Below are 26,454 nucleotides of genomic sequence, written 5' to 3'. Positions count from 1 at the left end.
TCCAGGGCGGCAGGCGTCAACCCGTCCGTCTGTGTTCGATTTTTGTTCCTATGTAGGCCACGATAATCCGGCGCGCCGCGTACTCGGTCCTGAAATGGATGCGACCCGCGCCCGGAGTGAATCTGGCATGCAGATCAAAGGAGCGCCTTGTCCCGTCGAGATCTTCGAACACGCATAGCAGTCTGCGCTGCTCGGCCTCCGGTGTCACTTTGGACATCCACGCCGGCGCGGCGGTGATTCTGGGATTCCACGACGACATCGCCTTCTCCAGCTCAAGGAGCCGGTCGGACACCTGCCTGAGATGCACGGGGCCGAGTGCAAGGAGATCGCTCTCCACCCGAGCGAGGAAGGCGAGATGAGGAAACAGGTCCGCTCTCGCGTTCCAGAGGTGACTGGGGGTATGCAGCTGGCGTAATCCGGCGCCGGCCAGCCAGGAGCCATGGGAATTTACGTGCTGGCGAGTGGCTGCGTGGCGCACGGTTGTCGTTCTATCGACAAGATCGAGACCGGAGTCGTCGTGCTCCACGAGTTCGCGGCGGACTACGTCGATCTCTGCGGCATTCCACCGCTCGGCGGTCATCATGCTCACTGCCAGGCCACCGAAAGCGTGCGCGTACCCCAAGCCGTCGACCTCCTGCTCATCGAGGAGGTAGGAGACCAGTCCGTCTGCACTGAGCGGCCCGATATCCTGAAAAGGGGCGCGGTTCATGACGGCCTTGAGTAGGCGGAGATGCTCCCTGTTCCTGTGATCGCCCGCCCAGCGGGCGAAGACGTAGTCGCCGCCGAACCTGATCTCGCGGATGGGCATCGCGGAGACGAGCGCGACGTCACGACGCTGCTTCCGGATCTCGACCAGGAGGCGAACGAAATCAGTGAGGAGATCGCCCGCGTTCTCGCGGTCCGTGCGCCGGTCATCGTCGCCCACGCCGTCATGCGACTTCTCATTCAAGAAGAGGAGGATAGTCATCAGTTCCTACGAGAGGAGATCATCCAGGGAGTGGTCCCATTCATCGAAAAATCCGTCCGGCCACACTGAGAGCATGCCGTCAGGGCCAACCATGGGACGGGTCGAGGTCACCTCGTCGGAGGCGGACCGCTCAAAGTACTGGAGGGCCACGTCCGCCGTGTCAAGGACACTCTGCTTGACGGCGAGCCGAACGCCGTTGAGGACATGGTCGCTATGGCTCTCCATGAAGATCTGCACGCCACGCGCCGCAGTCAGGCTGGCCAGCCTGCCCATGAGCGTCTGGCCCCGGGGGTGAAGGTGGGCCTCAGGGTTTTCGAGAAGAATGACGCTGCCCGGCTCGACGGTGAGGCAGGCGACCACCACGGGGAGGACGTAGGTGAGGCCGAATCCGACGTTGGTCGGGCGGTAACGGTTCGTGGAGCTGATGCCCGCGGTGCCGAAAAATCCGTAGTTCAGGCGGACGAGGTCCGTGCCCTCCAGATCGTTCACGCGAAGGTTCACGCCCGGACACAGCTGCTGCATCCAGGCGGTGACCTGGTCGAGTAGCGAGGACGAGGCGGCGTCGGGATGGGTTGTCGTGGCGTCCGGCAGGTGGTCGTCCTGATGGAATCGCAGGTAGTTGAACGTGTGTTCTCCGGTAGCCCCCAGGAATCCTCGGCGGATCGCGTTCTCGTAGGACTTGGGGTAGGAGACGGCAGGGACTACACGGTCGGCCCGCAGGTACTGGAAGCCTCGTCGGAAGAGGGCGACGTCGTAGGTGCGCGGCGGCGGCTGGTCGTCGATATGGAGCAGATCGGCCTCCCGGCTGTATCGCATGGACCAGCGGTACTCGTGCCCGTCCGCCGATAGCGAGATGGCGATCTGTAGTTCACCGTCGCTCGTGCGGTAGTCCTCATGGAGAAGATCCTGACCGGTGCCCAGATCGACAAGCTCGCCGTTCAGCAGGAGGCCGTCGTCGGCGAGCGTGCCGGCATCGAAGGACTGCCGCAGTACCGCGAGTGACTGGAGGACGGTGCTCTTTCCGACCGCGTTGATGCCGGACAGCAGGGTGAGCGGTGCAACGGCGAGGTCCAGCGCGGCGAACGCCTTGAAGTTCTGGAGCCGGAGGCGATCAATCACCGAGAACCTCGCGAAACAATTCCCTGACCTGGCCGAATCGCAGCTTGACCTTGGCGACATCTCCGGTGCCCTGTGATACCGATCTCTCGAATGCCTGGTTGGTCATCAGTAGAGCGAACTGGGAATTCACTGCATCCTTGCGTTCCACCAGGGCCTGGATCTGTGTGTCGGTCAGAGTTGCGAGATTGACGGCCACCGCCTCGAAAATCGCCTTGTTGATCGGAAATCGATTGCTTCTGCCTGGATACTGTTTCCGGAAGGCGTGTGGCCCAAAGATGTCGCCGGCAGCTTGCATGGCCTTGTTGAACTCCTGCTGCAGGCCATCCCGCTGATCGTGGCTGAGAGTGTTGGTGCTCCTCATTGCTTCCCGCAGGAATGCGTCGAAGTCCTGTGAGGTGTAGTCACCCGGTGAGGTGATGCGGAAAGCAATGAAGCGGAGGACCATCTCGCGATCGGCCATCCGCTCCTCGCGGACACTGCCGCTTGTGGCGTTGATGAACTCGGTCGATCTGGACCAGGTTCGGAGCAGATCGCGTGCTGGCCCTTTGATGAGGGCGTGTCGGAGCTCCTGCGTGGAAAGTGGCATCCCGCCGGTGTTGATGCGCGCGAAGATGTTGAACATCACCTCCTCTGGTGTTCCTGGCCTGATGAGATGAACTACCAGCTCCGTCTCCCGAAGTCGGGTCTGGAGCCGTCCAGGAAGGCCATCGTAGGACGCTCCGTTGTACGATTTCCCAAGGTACTCCAGGCTACTCAGGATGAGCCGGTCGGCGCCGTTGACCTGCGGCTCGATGAATCGCGAGATGGCGGTCAGCCGCTGTATCCCGTCGACGACGGTCCAGATCTCGTCCTCGCCCTCGGCGGCGTACAGGGTGGGCAGCGGTATGCGGAGGAGCAGGGACTCGATGAGGCGGCTCTGGCGTTGATCAGTCCAGATTCCTCGCTGTCGCTGGAACTCGGGTTCAAGGTCGAGGGTGCCGTGGCGAATCCGCGAGAGCAGGAGGTCGACGGTGGGCGTCCGGGTAATGACGTCGATCTTGTCCGGGTCGAACGGCCGACGAATCAGGTCCGTGTCCTGCGGCTCCTCGGCCTCGACTCCCGTGCTGCGGCCAAGCGAATCATGCTCCTCTGGCACATCCCCCGATGCCATGCTGTCGCTCATACCGTCCCAACCCGCTCCGCCGTGACTGCTGTCGCTCCCCGTGTCAGTAATCTATCCGTCCGGAGCCGGGTGGCTGGTCACGGTGATGCTGGACCGGCCGTGGTTCCTGACGCGAGGAGATACGCCGAGGATAGGGAGAGGAGTCGGTCGGAGTCGGCTGGCCGCAGATCGACCGGCCCGGAACTCGTGATCTGGTAGTTGGCCGCCTCCGCATCGCCACCGAGCGCCGACGTCGACTCCAGGCGGTCACGTCCCGTCGGTCGCGGTCGACATCGCTCCGCCTCCTCCGGGCGGGACGCATCTCGCGAACCTTTGCCGGAGGCGAGTCACCTCCTTGCCGAGGGTCACCGAATTGCCGGATAATGGATCAGCTTTTCCGAAAGTCGATCAGCGGTCCGAACGGTGGTCGCGGCCAGGGTGGGGATGGTCCGGGGGTGGGGAGCGCGGCGCGCGGCCCGTACGGTGTGCCGCTGCTCGCCGCGGCGGGGGCGGTCTTCGGTGCGATGGTGCTCGCGGTGTCCGCCGGCGGCCGCGACGGGGGCACGACCACGACCCTGTTCTCCGGCATGGTCGGTGGCCTCTACCTGCTGACCGGCTCGGTCGTGCACCTGCGCCGGCCGGGTCGGCTCGGGCTGCGCATGGTGACGGTCGGGATCGCCTGGTTCGCCGAGGACCTGCAGGTCTCGACAGAGCCGGTGCCGCACACGGCCGGGCTGTTCCTGCGCAGTGTCGCGTCGGCGTGCCTCGTGCACCTGCTGCTGGCGTTCCCGGAGGGCAGCCTGCGGGCGCCGGTCGAGCGGGCGCTGATGGGTTCGCTGTTCCTGTTCGTGCTCGTCGCCGTGCCGGCGGGGGTGCCGTTCTACCAGTCGGTAACGCCGAACCTGCTGTTCGTCGCCAACCACGGCCAGCTACAGGACGAGGTGATCGACGGGGTTCAGGTTGTGGTGGCCGTGGTGGTCGGCCTGCTGCTGATCCGACGCTGGGTGGTCGCCACCCCGCCCGCCCGGCGTGTGCTGGCGCCGGTGTACGGCGTCGGGCTGGTCGGCACCGCGGCGTCGCTGGCGCATCCGGCGCTGTCCGGGGAGGACGCGCAGCTGGTCAACGATGTCGCGCATCTCGCCACGCTTGGGCTGCCGCTGGCGTTCCTGGCCGGCGCGTTGCGTGTCCGCCTCGGCCGGACGGCCGTCGGCGACCTGCTGCTCGCGCTGCCGCAGGGACCCCCGGAAGACCTGCGCGACCTGCTGGCCCGCGCCCTCGGCGACCCGACCCTGCGCATCGCCTACCCCAGCCCCTTCACCGCCACGACCTCTCCCACCACGACCTCTCCCACCACGACCTCTCCCAACGCGACCTCTCCCAACGCGCCGCACGCCGACAGCGCCGCGTACCCCACGAGCGCGGCGCGCTCTCCGAGCTCCGCGCGCTCTCCGAGCTCCGCGCGCTCTCCGAGCTCCGCGCGCTCTCCGAGCTCCGCGCGCTCTCCGAGCTCCGCGCGCTCCCCGAGCTCCGCGCGCTCCCCGAACTCCGCGCATGCCACCACCTCGGCGCACGGCGCCAGCGACGACGACGCGGATGGCTATGTGGACGCCGAGGGGATGCCCGTCGTACTCAGGCTGGCCGACGCGGTGACGCCGGTTCGGCGCGGCACGCGAGTCGTCGCCGTCCTCCTGCACGACCCGGCGCTGCGAGCCGACCGGCACGTGCTGCGCGCGGTGACCGCGGCCGCCGCGCTCGAACTGGACAACCAGAGGCTCGCCGCCGAGGCACGGGCCCGGCTGGCGGAGGTCCGCGCGTCCCGGGTCCGCATCGTCGCCGCCGCCGACGAGCAGCGCCGACGGATCGAACGCGACCTGCACGACGGCGCCCAGCAGCAGCTCGTCACGACCGCGCTGCTGTTGCGGCTCGCGCGCGACCGGCTCGGTCCGGCGGCGCCCGACCCCGACCTCGTCGCCCTGCTGGGACGTGTGGCTGACGGGCTGGACGCCTCCCTGCGCGACCTGCGGGAACTCGCCCGCGGCATCCACCCCGCGGTACTCACGGAGGCCGGGCTTCTTCCCGCGCTGCGCGCCCTCGCCGCCCGCGGCCCGTATCCGGTGCGCGTCGTCGACGGGCCCGCGCTGCCGCCGCTGCCGGCGCGGGTGGCCGCGACGGCGTACTTCGTCGCCGCCGAGGCCGTGACGAACGCGGCGAAGCACGCCCAGGCGTCGGTCGTGCACATCCATGTCCGGGTGACCGGCGGTCGGCTGCTCGTCACCGTCGCCGACGACGGCGTGGGCGGCGCCGAACAGCGCGCCGGAACGGGTCTGCTCGGGCTGCGGGACCGGGTCGCCGCGCTCGACGGAGCCCTGGCCGTGCACAGTGCGCCCGGCGCCGGGACCTCCGTCCATGCGGAACTTCCCCTGCCGGTCGAGCCGTCCGGCGAGGCCGAGTCGCTCACACCCGTTGACGCTCCCGGGCACGATGAGCCGTCCCTACCCACCTCGTTGCCTCCGGAGGGGCCGTGATCAGCGCCGAGATCCCGTCCACACCGTCCGCCCCAGCCACACCGTCCGTGCCGCCTGTGCTGCCTGTGCCGCCTGTGCTGCCTGTGCCGTCCGTGCTGCCTGTGCCGCCTGTGCTGCCTGTGCCGCCTGTGCTGCCTGTGCCGTCCGTGCCGCCTGTGCCGTCCGTGCCGTCCGTGCCGGGCGTGCCGTCCGGGACGGCGACGCGCGTGGTGCTCGCCGACGACGCACCGCTGTTCCGGGATGCCCTGGCCGAGCTGCTGCACCGCGACGGCTGCGAGGTCGTCGCACAGGCCGGGGACGCGGACGGCCTGCTGGAGGCGGTCGAGCGGCACCGACCGGACATCGCGGTCGTCGACATCCGGATGCCGCCCACCCAGCGGTTGGAGGGGCTGCGCGCCGCGTTGCTGCTGCGGCAGCGCCATCCCGGCACGGGCACGCTGCTGCTGTCCCAGCATCTGGAGGTCGCGCACCTCGACGAGCTGATCGGGCGCTCCGCGCGGGGCGTCGGCTACCTCCTCAAGGAGCGGGTGACCGGCCCCGACTTCCTCGACGCCGTACGCAGGGTCGCCGCCGACGGCTGCGCGTTCGATCCCGAGATCGTCCCGATGCTGGTCGGCGCTGGCGCCCGGAACCGGCGTGACGAGCTGGCCCATCTCAGCCCGCGGGAGCGCCAGGTCCTCGCGCTGATGGCGCAGGGCCGTTCCAACGCGGCGATCGCCGCCGCGCTGCACCTGACGAACCGCACCGTCGAAACGCACGTCCGCAACATCTTTGTGCGCCTCACCCTGCCCGACGAGACCGAGCACAACCGCCGCGTCCTCGCGGTGCTGACCTACCTGCGCTCGTCCTGACGGGCGACGAGCAGCGCCAGCGTGTCCGCCGCCAGCGCCGACTTGGGCAGGAAGCCCGCGGCCGCGCAGCGCTCGACCGCGTCGCCGTACTGCTCGGCGTCCCGCACCGAGCAGAGCACGACCGTGACACCGGGGGAGGCGTCGCGCAGTGCCCGGCACACGCTGAAGCCGTCCATGTCAGGCAGGGCGACGTCGAGCAGCACCACGTCGGGACCGGTCGCGGGCACCCGGGCCAGCGCCTCCGCCCCGGTCGCGGCGTCCCCGACGACCTGGTAGCCGCCGCTTTCCAGCAGCGCGCGGGCGACGGTCCGGAACGGCGCGTTGTCGTCCACGATGAAGACGCGGCCCACCGCCACCCGGTCCATCGGTGGCACGGTAGCACCGGGTGCGCCCAGCGACCTCAGGGGTAACACGGAGATATTCGGGTCCGGGAAGTCCGGGTTGGCACCGATGTGCCGCAGTCCTGATCGTCCGAGACTTCCGCTCATGAAAGCAGTGCTGGCCGTGCTGGGAGGCGCGCTTGTCGCGGTCGTCCTGTTCGTGGTCCTCCAGGGTCAGCACAACGGCGACTCGGGCTCGTCCTCTCAGATCAGCACGGGCTCCGGTGGCGCTGGTGGCCCAGGTCACGGGTCGGGGGGCTCGGGTGGCGTCGGCGGTGGCTCGGGCGGGTCCGGCGGATCGAGCGGGTCGGGGGGCGGCTCGGAACATCCGGACTCGACGGGGACCGTCGACGTCTCCCAGCGGGGGACGAGCGGCACCGACCGGGTCGACTGCTCGAACATCGACAGCGAGCTGAAGATCTCCGCTCGCGATGGCTCGGTTCGCTGGACCGCCGTGCCCGCCGCCGGCGTCTCGGTCTTGCCCTCGTCCGGGTTCCTCAACGAGGGCGAGAGCCAGGTCATCCACGTGGGCGGGAGGTACACCGGCGCCCAGACCTTCACGGTGAACGTGTCCGCCCCGAGCCGGGCGGGTTCGAGTGGTGTCCCGGCGGAGTTCACATGCGCGTGACCAGCCGCCGCGCGCCGTGGCGGAATCCGGCGCTGGCGCCGGCGTACGCGGCGGCCATCGCGTTCGGCGCCGTCGGCCTGGCCGGCCTGCTGGTCGACCTCGACCCGACGTCCACAGCACCGCCCCCGCCGGAGGTCACCATCAGCGTGGAGGTCACCCCGTCGACGAAGGCCGGGCCCGCCAGGGTCTGCGTCAGCCCGCCGGACGGCTGGCAGTTCGCCGATCCGACCCCGGCCCCGACCCCGACCCCCACGGCCACGGGCTCGCCTGCGATCCCGCCGGATCTGGCCGACGAGGGGGCAGGCGCGGGGGACGCGGGTGCCATCACCACGACCAAGTCGGCGCAGGGCGGGAACTGCCTGTCGCTCGACCGGGCGGGCGAGGTGCCCATGCGGCTGCGGATCAACACGAAGTGAGCGCGCGGCGCGCACCGGCGCGGACCGGGGAGGATCCGCTCCGACACCTGGCGATCCTCGCGGCCACGGTTGCCGCTGCGCTGGTCGCGGCCCTGTTCGGCTGGTCCCTGTGGCTGCCCGATCCGCCGGGCTGGTGGACCTCGTTCGCCGTCGTCCTCGGGGCTGTCGTCGCCAGTACCCTGATCGCGGCCGCGTTGGTGTGGCAGCCCCGGCCGCGAGATGCCTCGCCGCGGGCCCCGCACCAGCAGCAGGTCGAACCGGATGACTGGCCGACCGAGGTCGGGACCGTCGCCGGGGCTCCGTTCTCACCGCCGGCCGGCAGGGCGGGCTCTGTCGGTGGCACACCCGTCGGCGCGTCCGCTGGTGCTTCTGGCGGTGCTTCCCGCGGCAGCTCTGGCGGCGACTGGTGGAACAGAGGCGCCCCGGCGCCGGCGGCGCGCGAGCTGGTGCGCACGGCGCCGGTCCGCGCGGCGCCCCGCGATCTCGCTCGGCTGGGTGAGGCTCCCCGCGTCGTGCAGTGCCCGCGGTGCGGCGCGTTCCGCGTGGACGTCAGGTCCGGTGACCCCAGGCCCGGTGACGCGGCGAACGGTCCTGTCGGACACATGTTCCGGTGCCGCGTCGACGGCCACGAGTGGACCTGGCAGCCGGGCAGCGCCTGGCCCGCCACCGTCGTCGCGAGCCGCCGGCGGCGCTCCCGATGACCCCGCTCCCGACGCCCCCGCGCCCGTTGACCCCGCGCCCGTTGACCCATGACCAGGACGGATGATCCATGTACGAGCAGACCTTCTCCCGCGCGAACCCCGGCTGCATCGTGTTCCTGCTGGACCGGTCCGACTCGATGAAGCAGCCGTGGCAGTCCAGCGGGGGCACCCTCGCCGAGGGCGCCGCCCGTGCGGTGAACAAGATCCTGCTCGACCTGTGCGTGAAGTCCGCGAAGGAGGTCGGCGGCCGGGCCCGGCACTACTTCGACGTGGGCGTCTTCGGCTACGGCGCCTGCCCGGTGGCGGGTGGCGAGGGTGTCGAGCCGGCGCTGGGCGGGCAGCCGATCGTGCCGATCCCGCAGGTGTTCGACAGTCCGCTGCGGGTCGAGGCGCCGCGCGGCGGGCCGGACGACGAGACGGTCGACGCCGTCGCGGGCTCCCGGCTCCCGGTCTGGATCGAGCCGGTGTTCGGCTACCGGACGCCGATGTGCCAGGCCATCGCGGCGGCCGGCGAGCACGTCTACGGGTGGGCGGCGAACCATCCCGACTCGTTCCCGCCGATCGTCATCAACATCACCGACGGGATGGTCACCGACAGCCCGTACGACGGCGCCGACCTGACCGAGTGGGCCGCCCGGCTCACCTCGATCGAGACGCGGGACGGCCGGGCGCTGCTGTTCAACATCTTCCTGTCCCCGCGGCTCGCCCCCGAGGTGCTGTTCCCGACCACCGCCGCCGGGCTGCCCGAACCGGGACCGGACCTGTTCGGGATCTCCAGCGTGCTGCCGTCGTCGATGGTGGCGAACGCGCGCGGCGCCCGGGTGGAGATCGCCGACGGTGCCCGCGGGTTCGTGTTCAACGCCGGTCTCGCCACCCTCGTCTGGTTCCTGGAAATCGGCACCAGGGTCGCGGACGTCCGGGACAGATAAGGGACGGAGAGACGAGTCGATGATCCTCGCCTGCTCGACCTGCTTCGCCCTGGAGAAGCAGGGCAGCGCCCCGCTGGAATGGGAGGACGCCGCTGCCTACCACGACGGCGACCCGGCCGCGGGCGTGGAACCCCGGTTCGTGGTCGTCGACGGCGCGACCGAGGCCTACGACGCGATCCGCTGGGTGGAACACCTGGTTGCGTCGTTCGTCGCACACACCGGGCCGGCGATCACCCACGACGCGTTGGGCGTCTGGTTCGAGCAGGTCCAGCGGCTGTGGGCGGCCGAGGCACCCGCCCGGTTCGCGACGGTCATCGAGCGCCACAAGTTTCTCACCGAAGGATCGTTCGCGACCTTTCTGGGCTGCCGACTCGCCGACCTCGACGGGCCCGGCGCCCGCTGGGAAGCCGCCGCGCTCGGTGACACCGTGCTCTTCCACATCCGCGACGGTCGGCTGCTCAGCCACTTCCCGCCGATCGGCGTCGACGAGTTCGGCCTGTCGCCCGCCGGTGTCGGCACCCGCCCGGAGGCGCTCGACCCGATGCTGCGGGACCTGGAGCTGGGCGCCGGCGAGGTCCGCGCCGGCGACGTGCTCTTCGTCGCCACCGACGCGCTGGCCCAGTGGCTGCTGGTCGAGGCCGCGCGCGACGAGTCGTCGCTGTGGTGGGCGCTCGCCGCGCTCGACCACGACGCGGCGTTCGCGGCGATCGTCGCGGACCAGCGTGCGGCCGGTCGGCTGCACAACGACGACGTCACACTGCTGCGGGTGCGCCTGCTCACCGAGGCGCCCGGGGATCTGGTGATGTGCCTGTGACCACCCGCCGATCGGCCTCCCGCCCGCCGGACCGCCCGGCCGGCCCGGCCTCCACCCGCGAGTCGCCCGCCTACCCGTCCGCCGAGGACTACATCCGGGCCGTGCAGCGGCCCGACGTCGTGTTCGACCGGCCCGACCTCGCCGCGGCCACCTTCGACACACACCCGATGCTGGGCATTCCCGTCCCCGCCTCGGGCAGCACCGCCGTCGTGTTCCGCGCGACGGTCGGCGGCACCCCTCAGGCGCTGCGTTTCTTCACCCGCGACGACGCCTCCACCCAGCAGCGGTACACGGCGCTCAACACCTGGTTCACCGAGCGCGGCCTCACCGGCGACGTCGCGGCCTGCCAGTGGGTGGAACGGGCGATCCTCGTCAACGGTCAGCGCTGGCCGATGGTCCAGATGGAATGGGTCGCGGGCCGCCCCCTCGACCAGCACGTCGAGGACCTCGTCGACGACGACGACCGCGATGCGCTGGCCACCCTCGCCGGCGCATGGCGCGACCTGCTGCGCCGAGCCCAGGCCGCCCGCTTCGCCCACGGCGATCTGCAGCACGGCAACGTGCTCGTCGACGACACCGGCCGGCCCCGGCTCGTCGACTTCGACAGCTCGTGGATCGCCCCCTTCGAGGGCCTGCCGCCACCGTCCGAGGGCGGCCACCGCAACTACCAGCCCGAGAACCGGGTCTGGGGCCCGTGGATGGACACCTTCCCGGGGCTCGTCATCTACCTGTCGCTGCTGGCGCTCGCCCGCGAACCAACCCAGTGGGACCAGCTCAACGACGGCGAGAACCTGCTGTTCGGACGGCGCGACTACCAGCCGCCGCACCAGACCCAGGCATGGACGCGCGTCGACCGGCTGCACGACCCGGAGATCGACCGCCTCGCCGCCCGGCTGCGCGCCTGCTGCGCTCCGGACTGGACGGCCAGCACCGACCTGGAAGCACTGCTCCAAGCCCCCCTGCCCTGGTGGACGCGCACCACCGCCACCACCGCCACCTCTGCCACCTCAGCCGCCTCCGCGGCCTCCACGCCTCCCGTCCCTCCGGCTCCCGCTCCCGCGCGGCCGTCCCGGCTCGACCAGACCGGCGGCGCCAACGCGTCGCCCTGGCCCGACGTTCCCACCACCGTCGGCGCGTCACCCGCCCCTCCCCAGCCGGGAGCCACCTGGTGGCAGCAGACAGGCGGTTCCACCCCGCCTCTCTCACCGCCAGCGCGGACACAGGCGGCCCCGGCGGGCACCCCGACGGCGTCGCCGCCCGCGCCGCCTGCGGGCGGTTCCCCATCGGCGACCCGCGCCGGACGGGGAAACCGCGGGAGATCGGCGGGCGCCGCCGGACCGGGTCCCGCTGCTGGCCGGGGCAGGTCCGCGGGGAGGGCGCTGCGCGCACTCGGCCGGGCCCTGCCTGTCGCGGTGGTGGCGATGGCGGTCTGGGCTGTCCTCGTCGGCGCGCTCAGCCCCGCGCTGGGGCTGGCGGGCGCCGCGGCGTTCGCCCTGGTGCCGGTGCTGCTCGTCCTGTTCCTTTTCGCGATCCGAGCGCGGCGCCGACGAGGACCTCCGGGGGGAACGTGATGTCCAAGCCAGGGCAACAGCCAGAGCCTCAGTCACAGCCGGTGCGGATGTTCGGTCCGTACCGGATCGAGGCGCCGCTCGGGCGCGGCGGGATGGGCGAGGTATACCGGGCGTACGACACCGGCCAGCAGCGGATGGTGGCGCTCAAGGTGCTGCTGCCGGGTCTGGCCGGCGACCCGCAGTACACCGAGCGGTTCCGCCGGGAATCCGCGATCGCCGCCCGGCTGCGCGAGCCGCACGTCATCCCGATCCATCGCTACGGCGAGATCGACGGCCAGCTCTTCCTCGATATGCGCCTCGTGGAGGGCGCCCATCTGGGGGCCGTCCTCCGTGACGGACCGCTCGACCCGTCGGTCGCCGTCGGCGTGGTGGAACAGCTCGCCGCGGCACTGGACGCCGCACACGCCGACGGGCTGGTGCACCGCGACGTCAAGCCGTCCAACGTGCTGTGCGCGGGCCGCGCTCGCCCGACCGACTTCGTCTACCTGGTCGACTTCGGGATCGCCCGCTCGGTCGACGGCGCCGGCATCACCACGGACGGCGAGATGATCGGATCGATCGAGTACATGGCACCCGAACGATTCGGGTCGACGCGGCTCGACCACCGCTCGGACGTCTACTCGCTCGCCTGCCTGTTCTTCGAGTGCCTGACCGGCCGCCGGCCGTTCGTCGCGGCCGAACGGCTCGGCGTGATCCGCGCCCATCTGCAGGATCCGCCACCGACGCTGGCAGCCGCGCGACCCGGGCTGCCCCCCACCCTGGACGACGTCCTCGCCCGCGGCCTGGCGAAGGACCCGTCCGACCGCCACCCGTCCGCATCCGCCTTCGCCGACGCGGCACGCGAGGCCCTCCAGACGGTGCCCCCAACCCCGTCCCCGCCCACGGCTCCGCCCGCACCACCGACTCCGCCACAGGCCTCGGCAGCGCGCCCGCCCTGGTACGCGGCCTCGGCCGGTGCCACGCCGTCACCGGCGCCAGGGCCGTCACCGGCGCCAGGGCCGTCACCGGCGCCAGGGCCGTCACCGGCGCCAGGGCCGTCACCGGCGCCAGGGCCGTCACCGGCGCCAGGGCCGTCACCGGCACCGGCGTCGTCGCCGGCTGTACCGCCCGCCGCATCGGCCCCGTCCTCGGCCCGCCCGCTCGCGGCCGGCGCATGGTGGACACGCACTCCAGGCGCCACCGCACCCACCACACCTCCCGCACCCACGAAACCTCCCGCACCCACGACACCTCCCGCACCCAGCGCACCACCCGCACCCAGCACACCTCCCGCACCCAGCACACCTCCCGCACCCAGCACACCTCCCGCACCCACCACACCACCCGCACCCAGCACACCTCCTGCACCCACCACACCACCCGCGACCTCGACGCCTCCCGCAGGCGCGGCCGCCTCGCCGCCACCCACCCGCGCACCTGGATGGTGGCAGGCCACGACTCCGGCGCCGCCAGCGTCGCCCACCCCCGTCCAGCCGTCCCCGTCCGTCCAGCCGTCCCCGTCCGTCCAGCAGGCCGCGCCCGGTGTCCAGCCGTCGGCGCCGCCCGTCCAGCCGGCCGCATCCGCCGCCTCGCCGCCGTGGCCCGCTGCCGCCTCCGCGGCAGGCGGTGCGTCTCACACCGGGCCGACGCCGACGCGGACAGCGGCGCCTTCGCAGTCGGCGCCGATCGGGCCATCGGCCCCGCCTCCGGTGCGGCGTCCGTCGCCCGCGTCGACGGGGTCGAAGCCGGGGGAAACCCGTGGCGGAGGGTGGTGGCAGGGGCCGGCCACCGCGCTGCATCCGGTCGGGGGAGCGTCGGTGGTCATCGGCCGGGCGCCCGAGTGCGACGTCATGCTCGACGATCCGCTCGTCTCACGCCGGCACGCGGAGCTGCGGCAGGCCGGGTCCGGGTGGCGCATCGTCGACCTTGGTAGCTGGAACGGGACGTTCGTCAACGGCCGTCGGGTCGGCGAGGCCACGGTCTCGACGGACGACATCGTCGGCATCGGGCACGCTCTGCTGCGGCTGCAGGGCGGGACGCTCGTCGAGTACACCGACGAGGGCGACATCTCCTTCGAGGCCGACGACCTGGTTGTCACGCGCTCGGGGAAGCGGCTGCTCGACGGGGTCGGGTTCGCGCTGGGGCGGCGCAGCCTGCTGGCCGTCGTGGGGCCGAGCGGGGCCGGGAAGTCCACGCTGCTCGGTGCCCTGACCGGGCAGCGCCCGGCCGACTCCGGCGAGGTCCGCTACGCCGGGCGCGATCTCTACGCCTCCTACGACGAGCTGCGCCAGCGCATCGGGCTCGTCCCGCAGGACGACATCCTGCACTCCCAGCTGACGGTCCGCCGGGCGCTGCGATACGCCGCCGAGCTGCGCTTCCCCGCCGACACCCCGGCCGCCGAGCGGCACGCGCGCGTCGAGGAGGTGATCGGCGAACTGGGGCTGACCGACCAGGCGGCCCAGCGCATCAGCACGCTGTCCGGCGGGCAGCGCAAGCGCACGAGCGTCGCCCTGGAGCTGCTCACCCGCCCGTCGCTGCTCTTCCTCGACGAGCCGACGTCCGGCCTGGACCCGGGCATGGACAAGTCGGTGATGCAGACGCTGCGAACCCTCGCCGACGACGGCCGCACGGTGGTGGTCGTCACGCACTCGCCGGCCCAGCTCGACGTGTGCGACCGCCTGCTCGTGCTCGCCGCCGGCGGCCGGCTCGCCTACTTCGGCCCGCCGGGGGAGGCGCTGGCCTACTTCGGCGAGCGGGACTTCGCCGACATGTTCCTGCTGCTCGACCGGGATCGCAACGTCGACTGGACGGCGCGATTCCGCGCCTCGCCGTACCACGCCAAATACGGGATGCCGGGCTCCTCGGCGCGGCCCGCGAGTGGGCCGGCGTCGGGGGCTCCGGGGGCTCCGGGGGGTCGAAGCGCCGCACAGCCGGGCGTAGGTTCGGCGGAGCCGGGCCGACCGGTCCCCGACCTGCCGCCGCGCCAGCAGCCGGCGCTGCGCCAGTTCTCGGCACTTGCCCGCCGGTATCTCGCGGTGATCGCGGCCGACCGCGCCTACGCCCTGTTCCTGCTGGCGTTGCCGCTGGTGCTCAGCCTGTTCGCGCAGCTCCTGCCCGGCAGGCATGGCCTGTCCGTCGACGACGCCGCAACTGGCACCGACGGCGAGGGCATCGGGACCATGATGGTCGTGCTCGTCCTCGGCTGCGTGTTCACCGGCTTCGCCGGGGCGTTCCGCGAGCTGGTCAAGGAGCGATCTGTCTTCCACCGCGAGCAGTCGATCGGGCTGTCCCGGGGCGCGTACCTGTGGTCGAAACTCGTCGTGCTGGGCATGATCACCGGGCTGCAGGCGGTGATCCTGGCCGTCGTCGGGCTCGCCGGCCAGCCCGGGCCGGACACTCCGGTCGTCCTGGGCAGCGGGCTCGCCGAGGTCACCGTCGCGTTGATCGTCGTCTCGGTGGCCGCGATGGTCCTGGGGCTGCTGGTCTCCGCACTGATCGCGAACGCCGACCGCGGCATGCCGATCCTCGTCGTCATCCTGCTCCTGCAGTTCCTGCTGGGCGGCACGCTCATCTCGCTGCACGGTCATCCGCCGCTGGAGCAGCTGGGCGACCTGATGCCGGCCCGCTGGGGCCTCGCGATGGTCGGGGCCACGACAAAATTCAATCCGAAGTCCGACCCGATGTGGGAGAACGATGCCGGCACCTGGGGGATCGATCTCGCGGCCGCCCTGCTGCTGACCGTGACCGTCGCGGGGGCGACCTGGTACGCGCTTCGCCGCGGGGCGGCACCCCGTCGGGGACGGTGACCATCGCGACGGTCCGGGCGGGAGTCGACGGACGATAGTGTCTGTCCGGTGGGGCATTTCTGGATGATCAGCTGATGCGCGTCGACGAACTCCGTACACTGAGCGTCTTTGCCGGGCTCACTGACCCGCAGCTCGGACAGCTCGCCGAGGACGGCGCCGAGCTGTCCGTGCAGCCCGGGGTGGAGCTGTTCCGCGAGGGCGAGCCCGCGGACCACTGGTGGGTGCTCGTCGAGGGTGCCCTCGACCTGGAGCGGCACATCGGCCGGGAGAAGACCGTGGTCAGCCGGATGGACGTGCCGGGCCGGTGGGCCGGCGGTTTCCGTGCCTGGGACGAGCAGGGCATCTACCTCGCCACCGCCCGCGGCGCGAAGGCCGGCCGGGTGCTGCGGATACCCGCGGCCGTGCTGCGTGGCCGGGTCGACGCCTGGTTCCCGTTCGGCAGTCATCTCCTCCAGGGCGTCTACGGAACGGCCCGGTCCATCGAGGCGACGGCCCGTCAACGCGAGTCGCTCGTCGCCCTCGGCACGCTGGCTGCCGGCCTCGCCCACGGGATCAACAACCCGGCGGCGGCCGCGACCCGCGCCGTCGACGATCTGGCCGCCAGCTGCGAGACCCTGCTCTCCGGCGCCGTTCGCCTGGCGGGCGGTGGTGCGGCGGGCGGTGGGCTGACGGGCGCTCAGTTCGCCGCGCTGGACGAGCTGCGCCAGGAGATCGCGACCATCGCGGCGTCCCCCGATCCACTGGACCTCGCCGACCGCGAGGACGAGCTGTCGTCCTGGCTGCTGCGCCACGACGTCGACCGCGACTGGATCCTCGCCCCCACCCTGGCGGCCGCCGGGGCCGATGTCGCCTGGTGCGAGCGGGCGGCCGCCGTTGCCGGGGAATCGGCGCTGGGACCGGGTCTGGAATGGGTCGCCGGGGCGCTGAGTGCCACCGCGCTGCTGGCGGAGCTGAAGGAGTCCACCCAGCGCATCTCCGGGCTGGTGAACGCCATCAAGTCCTACTCACAGATGGACCGCGCGTCCATGCAGCACATCGACGTCACCGACGGACTGGAGAGCACACTGATCGTCCTTGGCACGCGCGTCGGCGACGGCGTCACCGTCGAACGCGACTACGCCGCCGGCCTGCCGCGGATCCCGGCGCACGCCGGCGAGCTCAACCAGGTGTGGACCAGCCTCATCGACAACGCCCTCGACGCGATGAACGGCAGCGGGACGCTGCGCCTGACCCTGCGCGCCGACCCGGACGCCGTCGTCGTCGAGGTCGCCGACACCGGCCCGGGGATGCCACCCGAGGTCGCCGCCCGCGCCTTCGACGCGTTCTTCACCACCAAGGGTGTCGGCGAGGGCGCCGGCCTCGGCCTGGACATCGCCCGGCGTATCGTCGTCGAACGCCACACCGGCACGATCACCATCGACTCCGCGCCGGGCCGCACCGTGCTGTGCGTCCGCCTCCCCACAGGCCGATGACGAACACCGCCCCCCGACGCCTGACCGCCGACGCACTCGGCTCCCTGGTCGCCAGTGCGCTGCGCCACCGCGCCGACGGCGCCTCGGGCCCCGACCCGGCCGCCTCCGCCTCCGCCTCCGCCGCCTCCGCCGCCAGCGCCGGGCCCGAGGGGCCACCTCTGGTGGTCGCGTCCGGGAACTGTGCGACGCCATCCGTCGCCCTGCGCGCGATCGACGCCGCCGTCGCGTCCTACCGGTTGTTCGTCCTCAACGCGCACGGCGACATCCCGCGGCGGGCCGGGGTGATCCCCACGACGCCGTTCGTGGGGCCGGCGATGCGCGGCGATCCGGCGCTGCGCTACCTGCCATGCCGGCTCAGCCTGGTCCCGCGCCTGTTCAGCGGGCCGTGCCGGCCGGACGTCGTCGTCGTGCACACGAGCGTGCCGGTCGACGGCCGGGTGTCGCTGGGCACCGAGGTCAACATCCTGCCGGCGGCCGTCGAGGCGGCGCGGGCGGGCGGCGGCCTCGTCGTCGCCCAGATGAACCGGCGGATGCCCTACACCCACGGTGATGCCGAACTGCCCGTCGAGGCGATCGACGCGGCGATCGAGGTCGATCTCCCCCTGGCGAGCCCCACCCCGCGGCCGGTGGATGCCGGGCGGGCCGCGATCGGCGAACGGGTCGCCGCGCTCGTCCCCGACGGCGCGACCCTGCAGCTCGGCATCGGCGCCGTCCCCGACGCCACCCTGGCAGCCCTGTCCGGCCGGCGCGGCCTGCGGATCTGGACGGAGACCTTCTCCGACGGCGTCCTCGACCTCGAACACGCCGGCGCCCTCGACGCCGACAGCGCGCTGACGACCAGCTTCGTGCTGGGATCGGCCGAGCTGTACCGCTGGATCGATCGCAACCCGCGCGTCCGGCTGCTGCGCACCGAGACCGTCAACAATCCGGCCGAGATCGCCCGCCAACGGACCATGACGTCCGTCAACACCGCGCTGCAGGTGGATCTGCGCGCCCAGACGAACGCCTCCCACGTGCACGGACGGATCTGGTCCGGATTCGGCGGCCAGCCCGACTTCGTCGCCGGCGCCCTGCACGCCCCCGACGGTCACGCGATCATCGCCCTGCCGAGCTGGCACGCGAAGTCGGGGACGTCGACGATCGTGCCCGCCATCACCGAACCGACCACGAGCTTCCAGCACAGCTATGTCGTCAGCGAGCACGGGACGGCCGAGCTGTGGGGCCGCAGCCAGCGCGACCAGGCCGACGCCCTCATCCATGCCGTCGCCGATCCCCGCGCCCGCGAGGAGCTCACCGCCGCGCTCACCGGCTGACGGCGGCGACCGGGGCCGAAGCTCCCCTCTGCCCAGGACCATCGTCCTCCCACTGAACAGCGTACGGATGGCGCATGCTCCCGCCTCGGGGGGAACACTGAACATGCCTGAACACGACACGTTCGAACGAGGACCGGCCCGGCGGCTCGCCAGCACAACCCCGCCCGGGCGGTGGAGGAGCGCAACGATGACCACTGGGGCGACCACACTGTCGATCGACCAGGTCCGAGCGGCGGTGGAGACGGCGATCCTCGCGCCGTCGATCCACAACTCGCAGCCCTGGCACTGGCGGCTGCGCGAGGACACCCTGGAGCTGTACGCGGATCTCACCCGGGCGCTTCCCGTCGCCGACCCGGACCACCGCCAGCTGCTGATGAGCTGCGGCGCGGCCCTGCTCAACGCCTGGCTGTCGCTGCGCGCCGCCGGCCTCGAGGTCCAGCTCGAGGAACTGCCGGACGGCGACGACATCACCACCGGACGGCTGGCCACCCTGCGCGCCGTCGGCCGCTGTGAGCCGGCACAGGGTGATGTGGCGCTGCTCACCGCGATCGTCCACCGGCACACCGACCGGCGCCCGTTCGACCCGGCCACGCTGCCCGTCGAGCTGGTCCGCGGGCTGCGCCACGCCGCCGAGACGGAAAGCTGTTGGCTGGTCCCGATGGACCGCACCAACGCCCGGGTGGAGCTGTCCGTCCTGCTCGCGCACGCCGACTGGATCGAGGCGCACGACCCGGAATACCAGCCGGAGCTGCGGCAGTGGAGCCGCACCGACCCGAACGCCACCGACGGCATTCCCCGCGACGTGGTCGTCGGCCATGAGCGGGCGCGCCAGTCGGAGTTCCCCGTCCGTGACTTCGACGTGGTCGGCGAGGCCGGTCAGCACCTCGGCGAGCTACAGGTCGAGCACCCCGGTGTGCTCATCATCGGCACGGACGGCGACAGCCCGACGGACCGCCTGCATGCCGGCCGGGCTCTGGGCCGGGTGCTGCTCGTCGCCACCGCCGCGGGAGTTGCCGCGTCCCCGCTCGGCCAGGCGATCGACATCCAGGCAACCCGCGGCCTCGTCCGCGAGGCGACCGGCGGCAGCGGCGAGGCGCAGATGATCCTCCGCGTCGGCTACCCCGACCCGGCCGCCACCCCCGCGGCCCCCACCCCCCGCCGCCCCCTCACCGACGTCCTCGACCTCGGCGCCTGACCAACCCCCTCGCCCGTCCCTGGGCCGTCCTGACCCGCGAACGCCCACGACGGCCCCAGAGCGGGTACGTCAGGTGAGGATCTCAACGGGCCGGGCGCGGACGTCAGGCCTTGCGGCCGAGGCCGCAGAACTGCTGGACCTCCGCGGGGGTCTCCAGATCCGCCGCGGTGGGGCGCCAGCGCGAGCAGGAGACCACACCGGGCTCGAGCAGCTCCACGCCCTCGAAGAACCGGCTGATCTGCTTCGCGTCGCGGAAGGTGATCGGCGGAGTGGCGTTCTCGTTCCAGAACTGGCGGACGCGCTCGGCGTCCTCCGGGAACACCTCGTTGCTGGCGTGGGCGATCGCCAGGTAGCTGCCCGGGGGGACCGCGGCGACCAGCCGGCCGACGATGTCGATGGCCTCGTCCTCGTCCGGGATGAAGTTCAGGACGCCCAGCAGGGTGAGGGCGACCGGCTGGGCGAGATCGAGGGTGCGGGCCGCCTCCGCGAGGATCGTGGCGGTGTCCCGCAGGTCGGCCTCGATGTAGTTGGTGGCGCCCTCGGGAGTGCTGGTGAGCAGGGCGCGGGCGTGCACGAGCACCAGCGGATCGTTGTCCACGTAGACGATCCGCGCGTCAGGCGCCGCGGACTGGGCGACCTCGTGCGTGTTGCCCGCGGTGGGCAGGCCCGTGCCCACGTCGAGGAACTGCCGGATGCCGGCCTCGACGGCCAGGTGGCGCACCACCCGGGTCAGGAAGCCGCGGTCGGCGCGGGCAGTGGGCACGATGTGCGGCAGCATCGACTCGACCTGGTCGCCGACCGCGCGGTCCGCCGCGAAGTTGTCCTTGCCGCCCAGCCAGTAGTTCCAGACCCGGGCGGTGTGCGCCACGCCGGTGTCGAGCTCGGCGGCCCTGCTGGCCTCCTCGTAGGAGTAGGCATCATCCGCGGAGGCGTCGTCGGCCACGGCATCGGTCACGCAGGCACCACCTTCTCGTGTTCGTGCGCGCCCCTTGTCGGTGCGCGGCCTCTCGAAGCCAAAGAGTAGCTGGGCATTCTGCGTCGAATCAGCCCGCCCGTGCGAATAGTCAGCTTCTTGTGCCTTCTGGGTTGGACGCCGTTCGCCGCGATGCCCGGTTGCGCGGTCAGGGGGTGGGGCTCTCGTCGCCGGGGCCAGGCCTCGGCCGCGGGCGACAGCCCCCGCGCCGTCCCCGCGGTACGCGGCCGGACCGGCAACATCCGCCGCACGGACCCGGGCGACGAGTGGCTCGATGTCGGCCAGGGAACGGCGCCCACAGCGCGGTGAACTCCATGCTCGACGCGGCGACCACCGCCGCCGTCCCCCGACGCCGGTCGCGCTCAGCCCGGAATGGCGCGGCTTCGTCCTGGTGCGCGGAGACGATTGTCTCCTGTATCGCGGGTGCGTGGCCATTCCCGTCGAACGATGACGTGAATCGATCTCGGCCGGGTACGATCGTGGCGACCTCAGGGCAGGTTTCTGGACTTGCGCCGCGTCCTCATCGTCGACCTGATCCGCTGTCTGGTGCGGACCATTGTCGGGGGCGCACACAGAATCGCGACGAAACGCAGAGGTGAACCGATCGTGTCCTTGGCACTCCCCTTTCGGCGTGGCGGCGCCGTACTCGTCCTCCTGATCCTCGCGGTCGGCTTCACCGGCGCCTTCGCCGTGACGTCGTCGGCGCCCGCGCATGCCCTTTGCGTCAGCTCCCCGCTCGCGGGATCCTGGCGCAACATCAATCCCAACACCCGGTCGATCACCCGGGTGACCGTGACCCAGGGATGCGGTGACCAGGTCCTCTGCGACACGGACGGGCACTGCTCCACCAGCGGCGGCGGCTACGGCGTCCGGGTGTGGGGAAAGTGTCACCCGACGGACTGCGACTGGGGCAGCCGTTCCGCCGTCAGCCGGGGAAACGGCTGGATCCTTGCCACCTACCGGCGTAGCTACGCGACGAGCTATGTGTGGCTGAAGGTGTACAAGCGTGGTGGGACAAACCAGCTCAGAGTGAATGTCCGAACTGACTTCACGGCTGCGGACGGCCGGACCGACTACACCACCGACGAATGGTTCCGGCACTGATTCGGTGGTCGGTCTGAGTCCTCCCGGCCCGAGGTCGAACTGACCCGAACCGGCGCCGGAGCCTCGGTCCGATCCGCCCGAACATGGGGTGGGTCGGACCGGGGCTTCTCGGCTTTGGTGAGTTCATCTGACGACCACCGACCCGGTAGGGAAGAGTCCGTCAGGGCCGGCGGCGCGCGGTCATGGGGAGTCCGTTCCGCGGGCGCAGCGTGACCAGGGGCTGCGGTGTCACCACCCGACCCGGGACCGGGGCGAAGGTCCAGTGGCGGGCAAGGGTGGCGAGGGCCATGATCCCCTCGGTGACGGCCAGCGTGTTGCCGATGCACTGGCGGGGACCGGCACCGAACGGAAAGTAGGCGAAGCGCGGCCGCGGCGGCGTGCTCCTGGCGGCGTCGGCCTCGGTGTCGGGCGGCTGGAGCCAGCGGGTGGGGTCGAAGCGGTCGGGCTCGGACCACCAGCGGGCGTCGCGGTGCACCACCCACTGGCTGAACACGAGGGTGGAGCCGGCGGGCAGCCGGTAGCCGGCGACGTCGCGGTCCTCGACGAGGTGGCGGCCCATCGCCCACACCGGCGGGAACAGCCGCATCGACTCCTGGAACACCGCGCCCGTGTAGGGCAGGCGGGGCAGGTCGTCGATGGTGGGCAGGCGGTCACCGAGAACCTCGTCGAGCTCGGCCTGCAGCACGGCGCGGACCTCGGCGGCGTCGCCGAGCAGGTGGAACGTCCAGGACAGCGCGTTCGCGGTGGTCTCGTGGCCGGCGAGCAGCAGGGTGAGCGCCTCGTCGCGGACCTGGGCGTCGTCCATCGGCGCGCCGGTGTCGGCGTCGCGGGCGCTCAGCAGCAGCGACAGCAGATCGGCGCCGGTCGCCCCGGCGGCGCGGCGCTGCGCGATCAGGTCGAGCACCACCTGGTCGAGAGCGTCGCGGGAGGCGCGACGGCGGCGGGCGCCGGGCAGCGGAAGCCGCTCGACGGTGCTGAAGCCGGGCATCGGGGCGCGGCGGGCGGCGGGCATCGTCTCGTCGAGAGCGGTGCGCACCACGTCGACGACGCGGCTGTCGAGGTCGACGTCGAACAGGGTCCTGGCGATGATCGCCAGGGTCATCCTGGTCATCTCGGCGTGCAGGTCGAGCAGCTGCCCGTCGTCCCAGCCGGCGGCGGTGTCGGCGGCGATGGACGCGAACGCGTCGGCGTAGCCGGCGATGCGCTGCTTGTGGAACAGCGGCTGCATCAACCGGCGCTGGCGGCGGTGGACGTCACCGGCGCTGGTGAGCAGCCCCTGCCCGAGCAGCAGGGCCAGCGGCTGCACCACCGTCTCCCGGGAACCGGCGCGGCCACGCCGCCGCACGGCCCCCTTGGCGTAGGCGCGGTGGCCGCTGACCAGGGCGTCGGCGATCGCCTCCGGCTCGGTGACCAGGAACGCCGACACCGGCCAGCGCGCGATCCGCACCACCGGCCCGTGTTCGCGGGCCAGCTCCCCGAACCGGTTGAGCGGATCGGCGCGCAGCCGCCGCAGCGACGCGACCGGACCGTCGGTCGGGCCCGGCACCTCCTCGGCATCCCGGGCGGCCGACGCCGGTGCGGCGGCGGGCGGGTGATGCGCGTGAGGTGAGTGAGACGTGTCAGTGGCACTGCTCATCGGAAGCTACCCTTCGGTCCGGTACCGGTTCGGTGACCTGGCGACACGGGTCCACCGCGGGATGGGCACGCCGTCATGGGGCGAGGACCAGAGCGGTGAGCACGGCGATCTTGAGCGCGAGGGCGACGTCGGCGATGCGACCGTCGGTGTGGGGCAGGCCGATCGCCGTCAGCACCCTCACGGCGGCGGTGCGCACCGCCGGCCACAGCAGGACGACGAGGCTCGCGCCGCATCCCGCCACCACGAGCCTGGTGCCCATCGGCCCCGCGGCCAGGCAGCCGGCGATCGTCGCCGCCGCGACCAGCGCGAACGCCTTCACACCGGCGAAGGCCGAGGCGATGCCGCGGCCCCGCAACAGCAGGACGCAGCAGGCCGTGGACACGGCGAGCATGACCAGGGCGGTCGGCGGGGTCAGCGGGCGCGGCTCGACCTCGCCGAGGCGGGCGAGGTGCAACCGCGGCGCCGGCCGCTCCAGCTCGAGCGCGGTGACCGCCAGTACCGTGAGCGCGGCGACGGCGGCCTGCACCGCCCGCAGCACCGCCAGCGCCGCCGCGACCAGCAGCAGCCGCTGCCGCCACGGCCTGTGCGGCTCGCGCGCGGCCCGCTGTGTGCGCGTCGTCATCGGGATCGGAACACCTGCCCTCGGGATGGTCCTGGCGGCGAGGTGCACGCCGACAGGCCAAGGACACCCGGCCAGCATGCGTGCCACCTGCGGACCAGACGTGAGGTTCGTGTGAGCTGGGGCTGGGCCGGATCGGATCGGCGGCTTCTAAAGAAAGTGAACTTCCTCTTTACAGGCGGGGGGTCGCGCTCCTACTGTCGGGCGTGGGCAGTGTGAGCTGGCACACGGTCCGCCGTCCGGCAGGCGTCAAAGGAGCTTCGAATGGAACGCACCGCGCGTGGCAGGTACGAGACGAACCTCGACGACCCCGAGTTCACCACCATGGAGGACGGCACCCGCTTCGCCGCCTTCTTCCTCGGTGCCGGGCCGAGCGACCCCGCGGTGTTCCCGATGGAGGTCACCGCCAACTACAAGTTCCCGGTCCACTACCACAAGACCCACTACATGTCGGTGATCCTCCGTGGCTCCCTGCGGGTCGGCAAGAAGTGGTACGGCCCGGGGGACATCCGGTTACAGGAGAAGGGCTCCGTCTACGGTCCCGAGGAGGCCGGGCCGGACGGCTGCTTCATGCTCAACATCTTCGCCGACCGGCGCGGCTACGTCCCGAGCATCCTCGGTGAGCCCGCCCCTGAGGAGGTCGACGTTCCTCCGCACGTGCTGCTGAGCAAGGTGTGGAACGCGCTCGCCGAGACCGAGTCCGCCGAGGGCGAGTCCGCCGAGACCGGGTCCGCCGAGGGCGAGCGGGTGCCCGCGGCGTCGGCGTCAGGTTCACCGACTGTCGTCTGACGGGGATGAGCCCACCCGTGCGGTCGTCTCGGCGGCGGGGTGGGGACGGATTGCCGCCGCCGCACGTCACGGGAGGGTCGGGCGGCGACGGCATCCGGCCGACGGCAGCCGCGGGCGGGCTTCGTAGCATGAAGCGCCAAGATCGCGGAACCGCAATCCAGGAGACGGAGGGCCGCGCGGTGAATGGACTGCCCGCTGACCGGGTCGGCACGGCAGACCTGGGCGGGATCGGGGATGTCGACGAGGCGGCGTGGTCGTCGCTGCGCCTGGTCGCCGACCCGCAGCGCCGCGCGATCTACACCCACCTGCGGGGTGCCACGGCGCCGATGTCCCGCGACCAGGTGGCCGCGGGTCTCGCCATCGCCCGGACCACGGCGGCCTTCCATCTGGACCGGCTCGCCGAGTCCGGCCTGCTGGCGGTGACCTACGCGCGGCCGGCGGGCCGGGGTGGCCCTGGCGCGGGCCGTCCCGCCAAGCTCTACCAGGCACGGGAGGTCGACCTTGAGGTCGCCATCCCGGCGCGGCGCTATGAGCGTCTGGCCAGGATCCTGGTCCAGAGCGCCGACCTCCTCGACGGCGAGGACTACCAGGCGCGGGCACAGACGGTCGCCTTCGCGGCCGGGGAGCGGGATTCAGCGGAACATGAGGCGCCGAAAGCACAGGCGCCGCAAGCACTGAAGCCGCTCAGCCGGGCTGCGGCGGCGCTCCGCCAGCTGGGATACGAGCCTGCCGGCGCGAGCGTCGGCTCCGTCGGCGGGGAGGACGGCGGGCCGCGGCTCGTGCTGCGCAACTGCCCGTTCCGGCGGCTGTCCGCAACACATCCCGAGGTCGTCTGCACCCTCAACGAGCGCTACGTCGCCGGCGTCATCGACGGGCTCGGCCTGCGCGACGACCTGCGGGTCGCCGGCGAGGGCGTCGCCCCGGCCTGCTGCGTCATCGTCGCCGAGCGCTGAACCGTTGCGTGAGGGCGCCAGATAGCTGGCGTTCATGCCGCCTCACCTTTCGGTGGGGCACCCCGGGTCTGACCGGCCGTGGCCGTGCCCGGTTTCCGTTTCACAGCCACCTGCCCCGCGGGCGGGGTCTTCTGGTCGACTCCACGGGCGTTTTCCGTCTCCGATGTACTGGCGGCGACGAGGTTTGCCAGGTTGACCGCGGCGTTGCGGTCGCGGTCGGCTACCAGCCCGCAGGACTGGCAGGTGAACGTACGGTCCGACAGGGTGAGGCTTGGGTTTCGCCAGCCGCAGCCGGAACAGGTCTTCGAGGACGGGTACCAGCGGTCCGCGACGTGCAGCCGCGAGCCGTACCAGCGGGTCTTGTAGGCGAGCTGGCGGCGGATCTCGGCCATCCCCGCGTCGGAGACGGCGCGTGCGAGGCGCCGGTTACGGACCATCCCGGCGACATGGAGATCCTCGACCACGATCACGTTGTGGTTCTTCGCCAACCGGGTGGTGAGCTTGTGCAGCCCGTCGCGGCGCTGGTTCGCGACGCGGGCGTGGATGCGCGCGAGCCGGGCTGCCCGCTGCCGG

At 72.0% G+C, this 26,454-nt stretch carries 23 protein-coding genes; 14 read left to right on the top strand and 9 right to left on the bottom strand.

Annotated features, from left to right (window positions below; genetic code table 11):
- Positions 1–16: 16 nt before the first annotated feature.
- Genes AC6EXY_RS07045 through AC6EXY_RS07035 form a run of 3 tightly spaced genes read right to left on the bottom strand, consistent with a single transcriptional unit; the run spans position 17 to position 3,248 of the window.
- Complete coding sequence (locus AC6EXY_RS07045; RefSeq protein WP_499816887.1) at positions 17–967, bottom strand: hypothetical protein; 951 nt, start codon at positions 965–967, stop codon at positions 17–19.
- A gap of 6 nt (positions 968–973) precedes the next feature.
- The gene (locus AC6EXY_RS07040; protein ID WP_101832999.1) at positions 974–2,086 is read right to left on the bottom strand and encodes a DUF3696 domain-containing protein; all 1,113 of its coding nucleotides are present in this window, start codon (positions 2,084–2,086) and stop codon (positions 974–976) included.
- Positions 2,079–3,248 (bottom strand): DUF262 domain-containing protein, encoded by a 1,170-nt coding sequence (locus AC6EXY_RS07035; RefSeq protein ID WP_101833000.1) that lies wholly within the window; start codon positions 3,246–3,248, stop codon positions 2,079–2,081. The genes AC6EXY_RS07040 and AC6EXY_RS07035 overlap by 8 nt, the downstream gene beginning before the upstream one ends.
- Before the next feature lie 503 nt (positions 3,249–3,751).
- Here AC6EXY_RS07035 and AC6EXY_RS07030 point away from each other — a divergent pair.
- Positions 3,752–5,752, top strand: coding sequence for a sensor histidine kinase (locus tag AC6EXY_RS07030; protein ID WP_499816916.1), 2,001 nt, complete (start codon positions 3,752–3,754; stop codon positions 5,750–5,752).
- 164 nt (positions 5,753–5,916) lie between these two features.
- Complete coding sequence (locus AC6EXY_RS07025) at positions 5,917–6,603, top strand: response regulator transcription factor (RefSeq protein WP_243407748.1); 687 nt, start codon at positions 5,917–5,919, stop codon at positions 6,601–6,603.
- Here the strand turns inward: AC6EXY_RS07025 and AC6EXY_RS07020 are convergent.
- Both AC6EXY_RS07020 and AC6EXY_RS07015 read right to left on the bottom strand, forming a co-directional pair.
- Entirely contained in the window at positions 6,585–6,968 is a 384-nt protein-coding gene (locus AC6EXY_RS07020; RefSeq protein ID WP_165818484.1) for a response regulator transcription factor, read from the bottom strand. The two genes, AC6EXY_RS07025 and AC6EXY_RS07020, sit on opposite strands and share 19 nt — an antisense overlap.
- A 258-nt stretch (positions 6,969–7,226) precedes the next feature.
- A complete protein-coding gene (locus AC6EXY_RS07015) occupies positions 7,227–7,601 on the bottom strand; it encodes a hypothetical protein (RefSeq protein ID WP_499816886.1) in 375 nt (124 codons plus the stop codon).
- On the opposite strand from AC6EXY_RS07015, the gene AC6EXY_RS07010 reads away from it, so the two are divergent.
- From AC6EXY_RS07010 to AC6EXY_RS06970, 9 genes are all read left to right on the top strand, one after another.
- Positions 7,602–8,027, top strand: a complete 426-nt coding sequence (locus AC6EXY_RS07010) for a hypothetical protein (protein WP_499816885.1) — start codon at positions 7,602–7,604, stop codon at positions 8,025–8,027.
- Positions 8,024–8,728 (top strand): hypothetical protein, encoded by a 705-nt coding sequence (locus tag AC6EXY_RS07005; protein WP_499816884.1) that lies wholly within the window; start codon positions 8,024–8,026, stop codon positions 8,726–8,728. The genes AC6EXY_RS07010 and AC6EXY_RS07005 overlap by 4 nt, the downstream gene beginning before the upstream one ends.
- A gap of 68 nt (positions 8,729–8,796) precedes the next feature.
- A complete protein-coding gene (locus tag AC6EXY_RS07000) occupies positions 8,797–9,657 on the top strand; it encodes a vWA domain-containing protein (RefSeq protein WP_101832945.1) in 861 nt (286 codons plus the stop codon).
- 19 nt (positions 9,658–9,676) lie between these two features.
- Positions 9,677–10,471: a hypothetical protein gene (locus AC6EXY_RS06995; RefSeq protein ID WP_101832946.1), complete on the top strand. Its 795-nt coding sequence runs from the start codon at positions 9,677–9,679 to the stop codon at positions 10,469–10,471.
- The gene (locus tag AC6EXY_RS06990; protein WP_499816883.1) at positions 10,468–12,042 is read left to right on the top strand and encodes a phosphotransferase; all 1,575 of its coding nucleotides are present in this window, start codon (positions 10,468–10,470) and stop codon (positions 12,040–12,042) included. The genes AC6EXY_RS06995 and AC6EXY_RS06990 overlap by 4 nt, the downstream gene beginning before the upstream one ends.
- 47 nt (positions 12,043–12,089) lie before the next feature.
- The gene (locus AC6EXY_RS06985; RefSeq protein WP_499816882.1) at positions 12,090–15,827 is read left to right on the top strand and encodes a protein kinase domain-containing protein; all 3,738 of its coding nucleotides are present in this window, start codon (positions 12,090–12,092) and stop codon (positions 15,825–15,827) included.
- Positions 15,828–15,901: 74 nt separating this feature from the next.
- Positions 15,902–17,299, top strand: coding sequence for an ATP-binding protein (locus AC6EXY_RS06980; RefSeq protein WP_499816881.1), 1,398 nt, complete (start codon positions 15,902–15,904; stop codon positions 17,297–17,299).
- A complete protein-coding gene (locus AC6EXY_RS06975; protein WP_499816880.1) occupies positions 17,296–18,612 on the top strand; it encodes an acetyl-CoA hydrolase/transferase family protein in 1,317 nt (438 codons plus the stop codon). Before AC6EXY_RS06980 ends, AC6EXY_RS06975 begins: the two co-directional genes overlap by 4 nt.
- Before the next feature lie 187 nt (positions 18,613–18,799).
- A complete protein-coding gene (locus AC6EXY_RS06970; RefSeq protein ID WP_499816879.1) occupies positions 18,800–19,807 on the top strand; it encodes an Acg family FMN-binding oxidoreductase in 1,008 nt (335 codons plus the stop codon).
- Between the two features lie 103 nt (positions 19,808–19,910).
- Here AC6EXY_RS06970 and AC6EXY_RS06965 read toward each other — a convergent pair whose 3' ends face one another.
- Entirely contained in the window at positions 19,911–20,762 is an 852-nt protein-coding gene (locus AC6EXY_RS06965; protein ID WP_499816878.1) for an SAM-dependent methyltransferase, read from the bottom strand.
- A gap of 624 nt (positions 20,763–21,386) precedes the next feature.
- Between AC6EXY_RS06965 and AC6EXY_RS06960 the strand changes: the two genes are divergently transcribed.
- Complete coding sequence (locus tag AC6EXY_RS06960) at positions 21,387–21,884, top strand: hypothetical protein (protein ID WP_133150711.1); 498 nt, start codon at positions 21,387–21,389, stop codon at positions 21,882–21,884.
- Positions 21,885–22,044: 160 nt separating this feature from the next.
- Here AC6EXY_RS06960 and AC6EXY_RS06955 read toward each other — a convergent pair whose 3' ends face one another.
- Positions 22,045–23,520, bottom strand: a complete 1,476-nt coding sequence (locus tag AC6EXY_RS06955; protein ID WP_101832562.1) for a cytochrome P450 — start codon at positions 23,518–23,520, stop codon at positions 22,045–22,047.
- Between the two features lie 73 nt (positions 23,521–23,593).
- Positions 23,594–24,142, bottom strand: coding sequence for a histidine kinase (locus tag AC6EXY_RS06950; protein ID WP_101832563.1), 549 nt, complete (start codon positions 24,140–24,142; stop codon positions 23,594–23,596).
- Between the two features lie 261 nt (positions 24,143–24,403).
- On the opposite strand from AC6EXY_RS06950, the gene AC6EXY_RS06945 reads away from it, so the two are divergent.
- Positions 24,404–24,928 carry a hypothetical protein gene (locus AC6EXY_RS06945; protein WP_101832564.1) on the top strand — a complete coding sequence of 175 codons (525 nt, stop codon included), beginning with the start codon at positions 24,404–24,406 and terminating at the stop codon, positions 24,926–24,928.
- Between the two features lie 179 nt (positions 24,929–25,107).
- Positions 25,108–25,881, top strand: coding sequence for a helix-turn-helix transcriptional regulator (locus AC6EXY_RS06940; protein ID WP_165818450.1), 774 nt, complete (start codon positions 25,108–25,110; stop codon positions 25,879–25,881).
- Positions 25,882–25,913: 32 nt separating this feature from the next.
- Here AC6EXY_RS06940 and AC6EXY_RS06935 read toward each other — a convergent pair.
- The coding region (locus AC6EXY_RS06935) for an RNA-guided endonuclease InsQ/TnpB family protein (protein ID WP_499842315.1) at positions 25,914–26,454 on the bottom strand (541 nt) is incomplete at its 5' end.

Source organism: Frankia sp. RB5, from assembly GCF_059816245.1.
The sequence above is the reverse complement of the archived record's forward strand: the minus strand, read 5'-3'. Positions and strand labels throughout refer to the sequence as shown.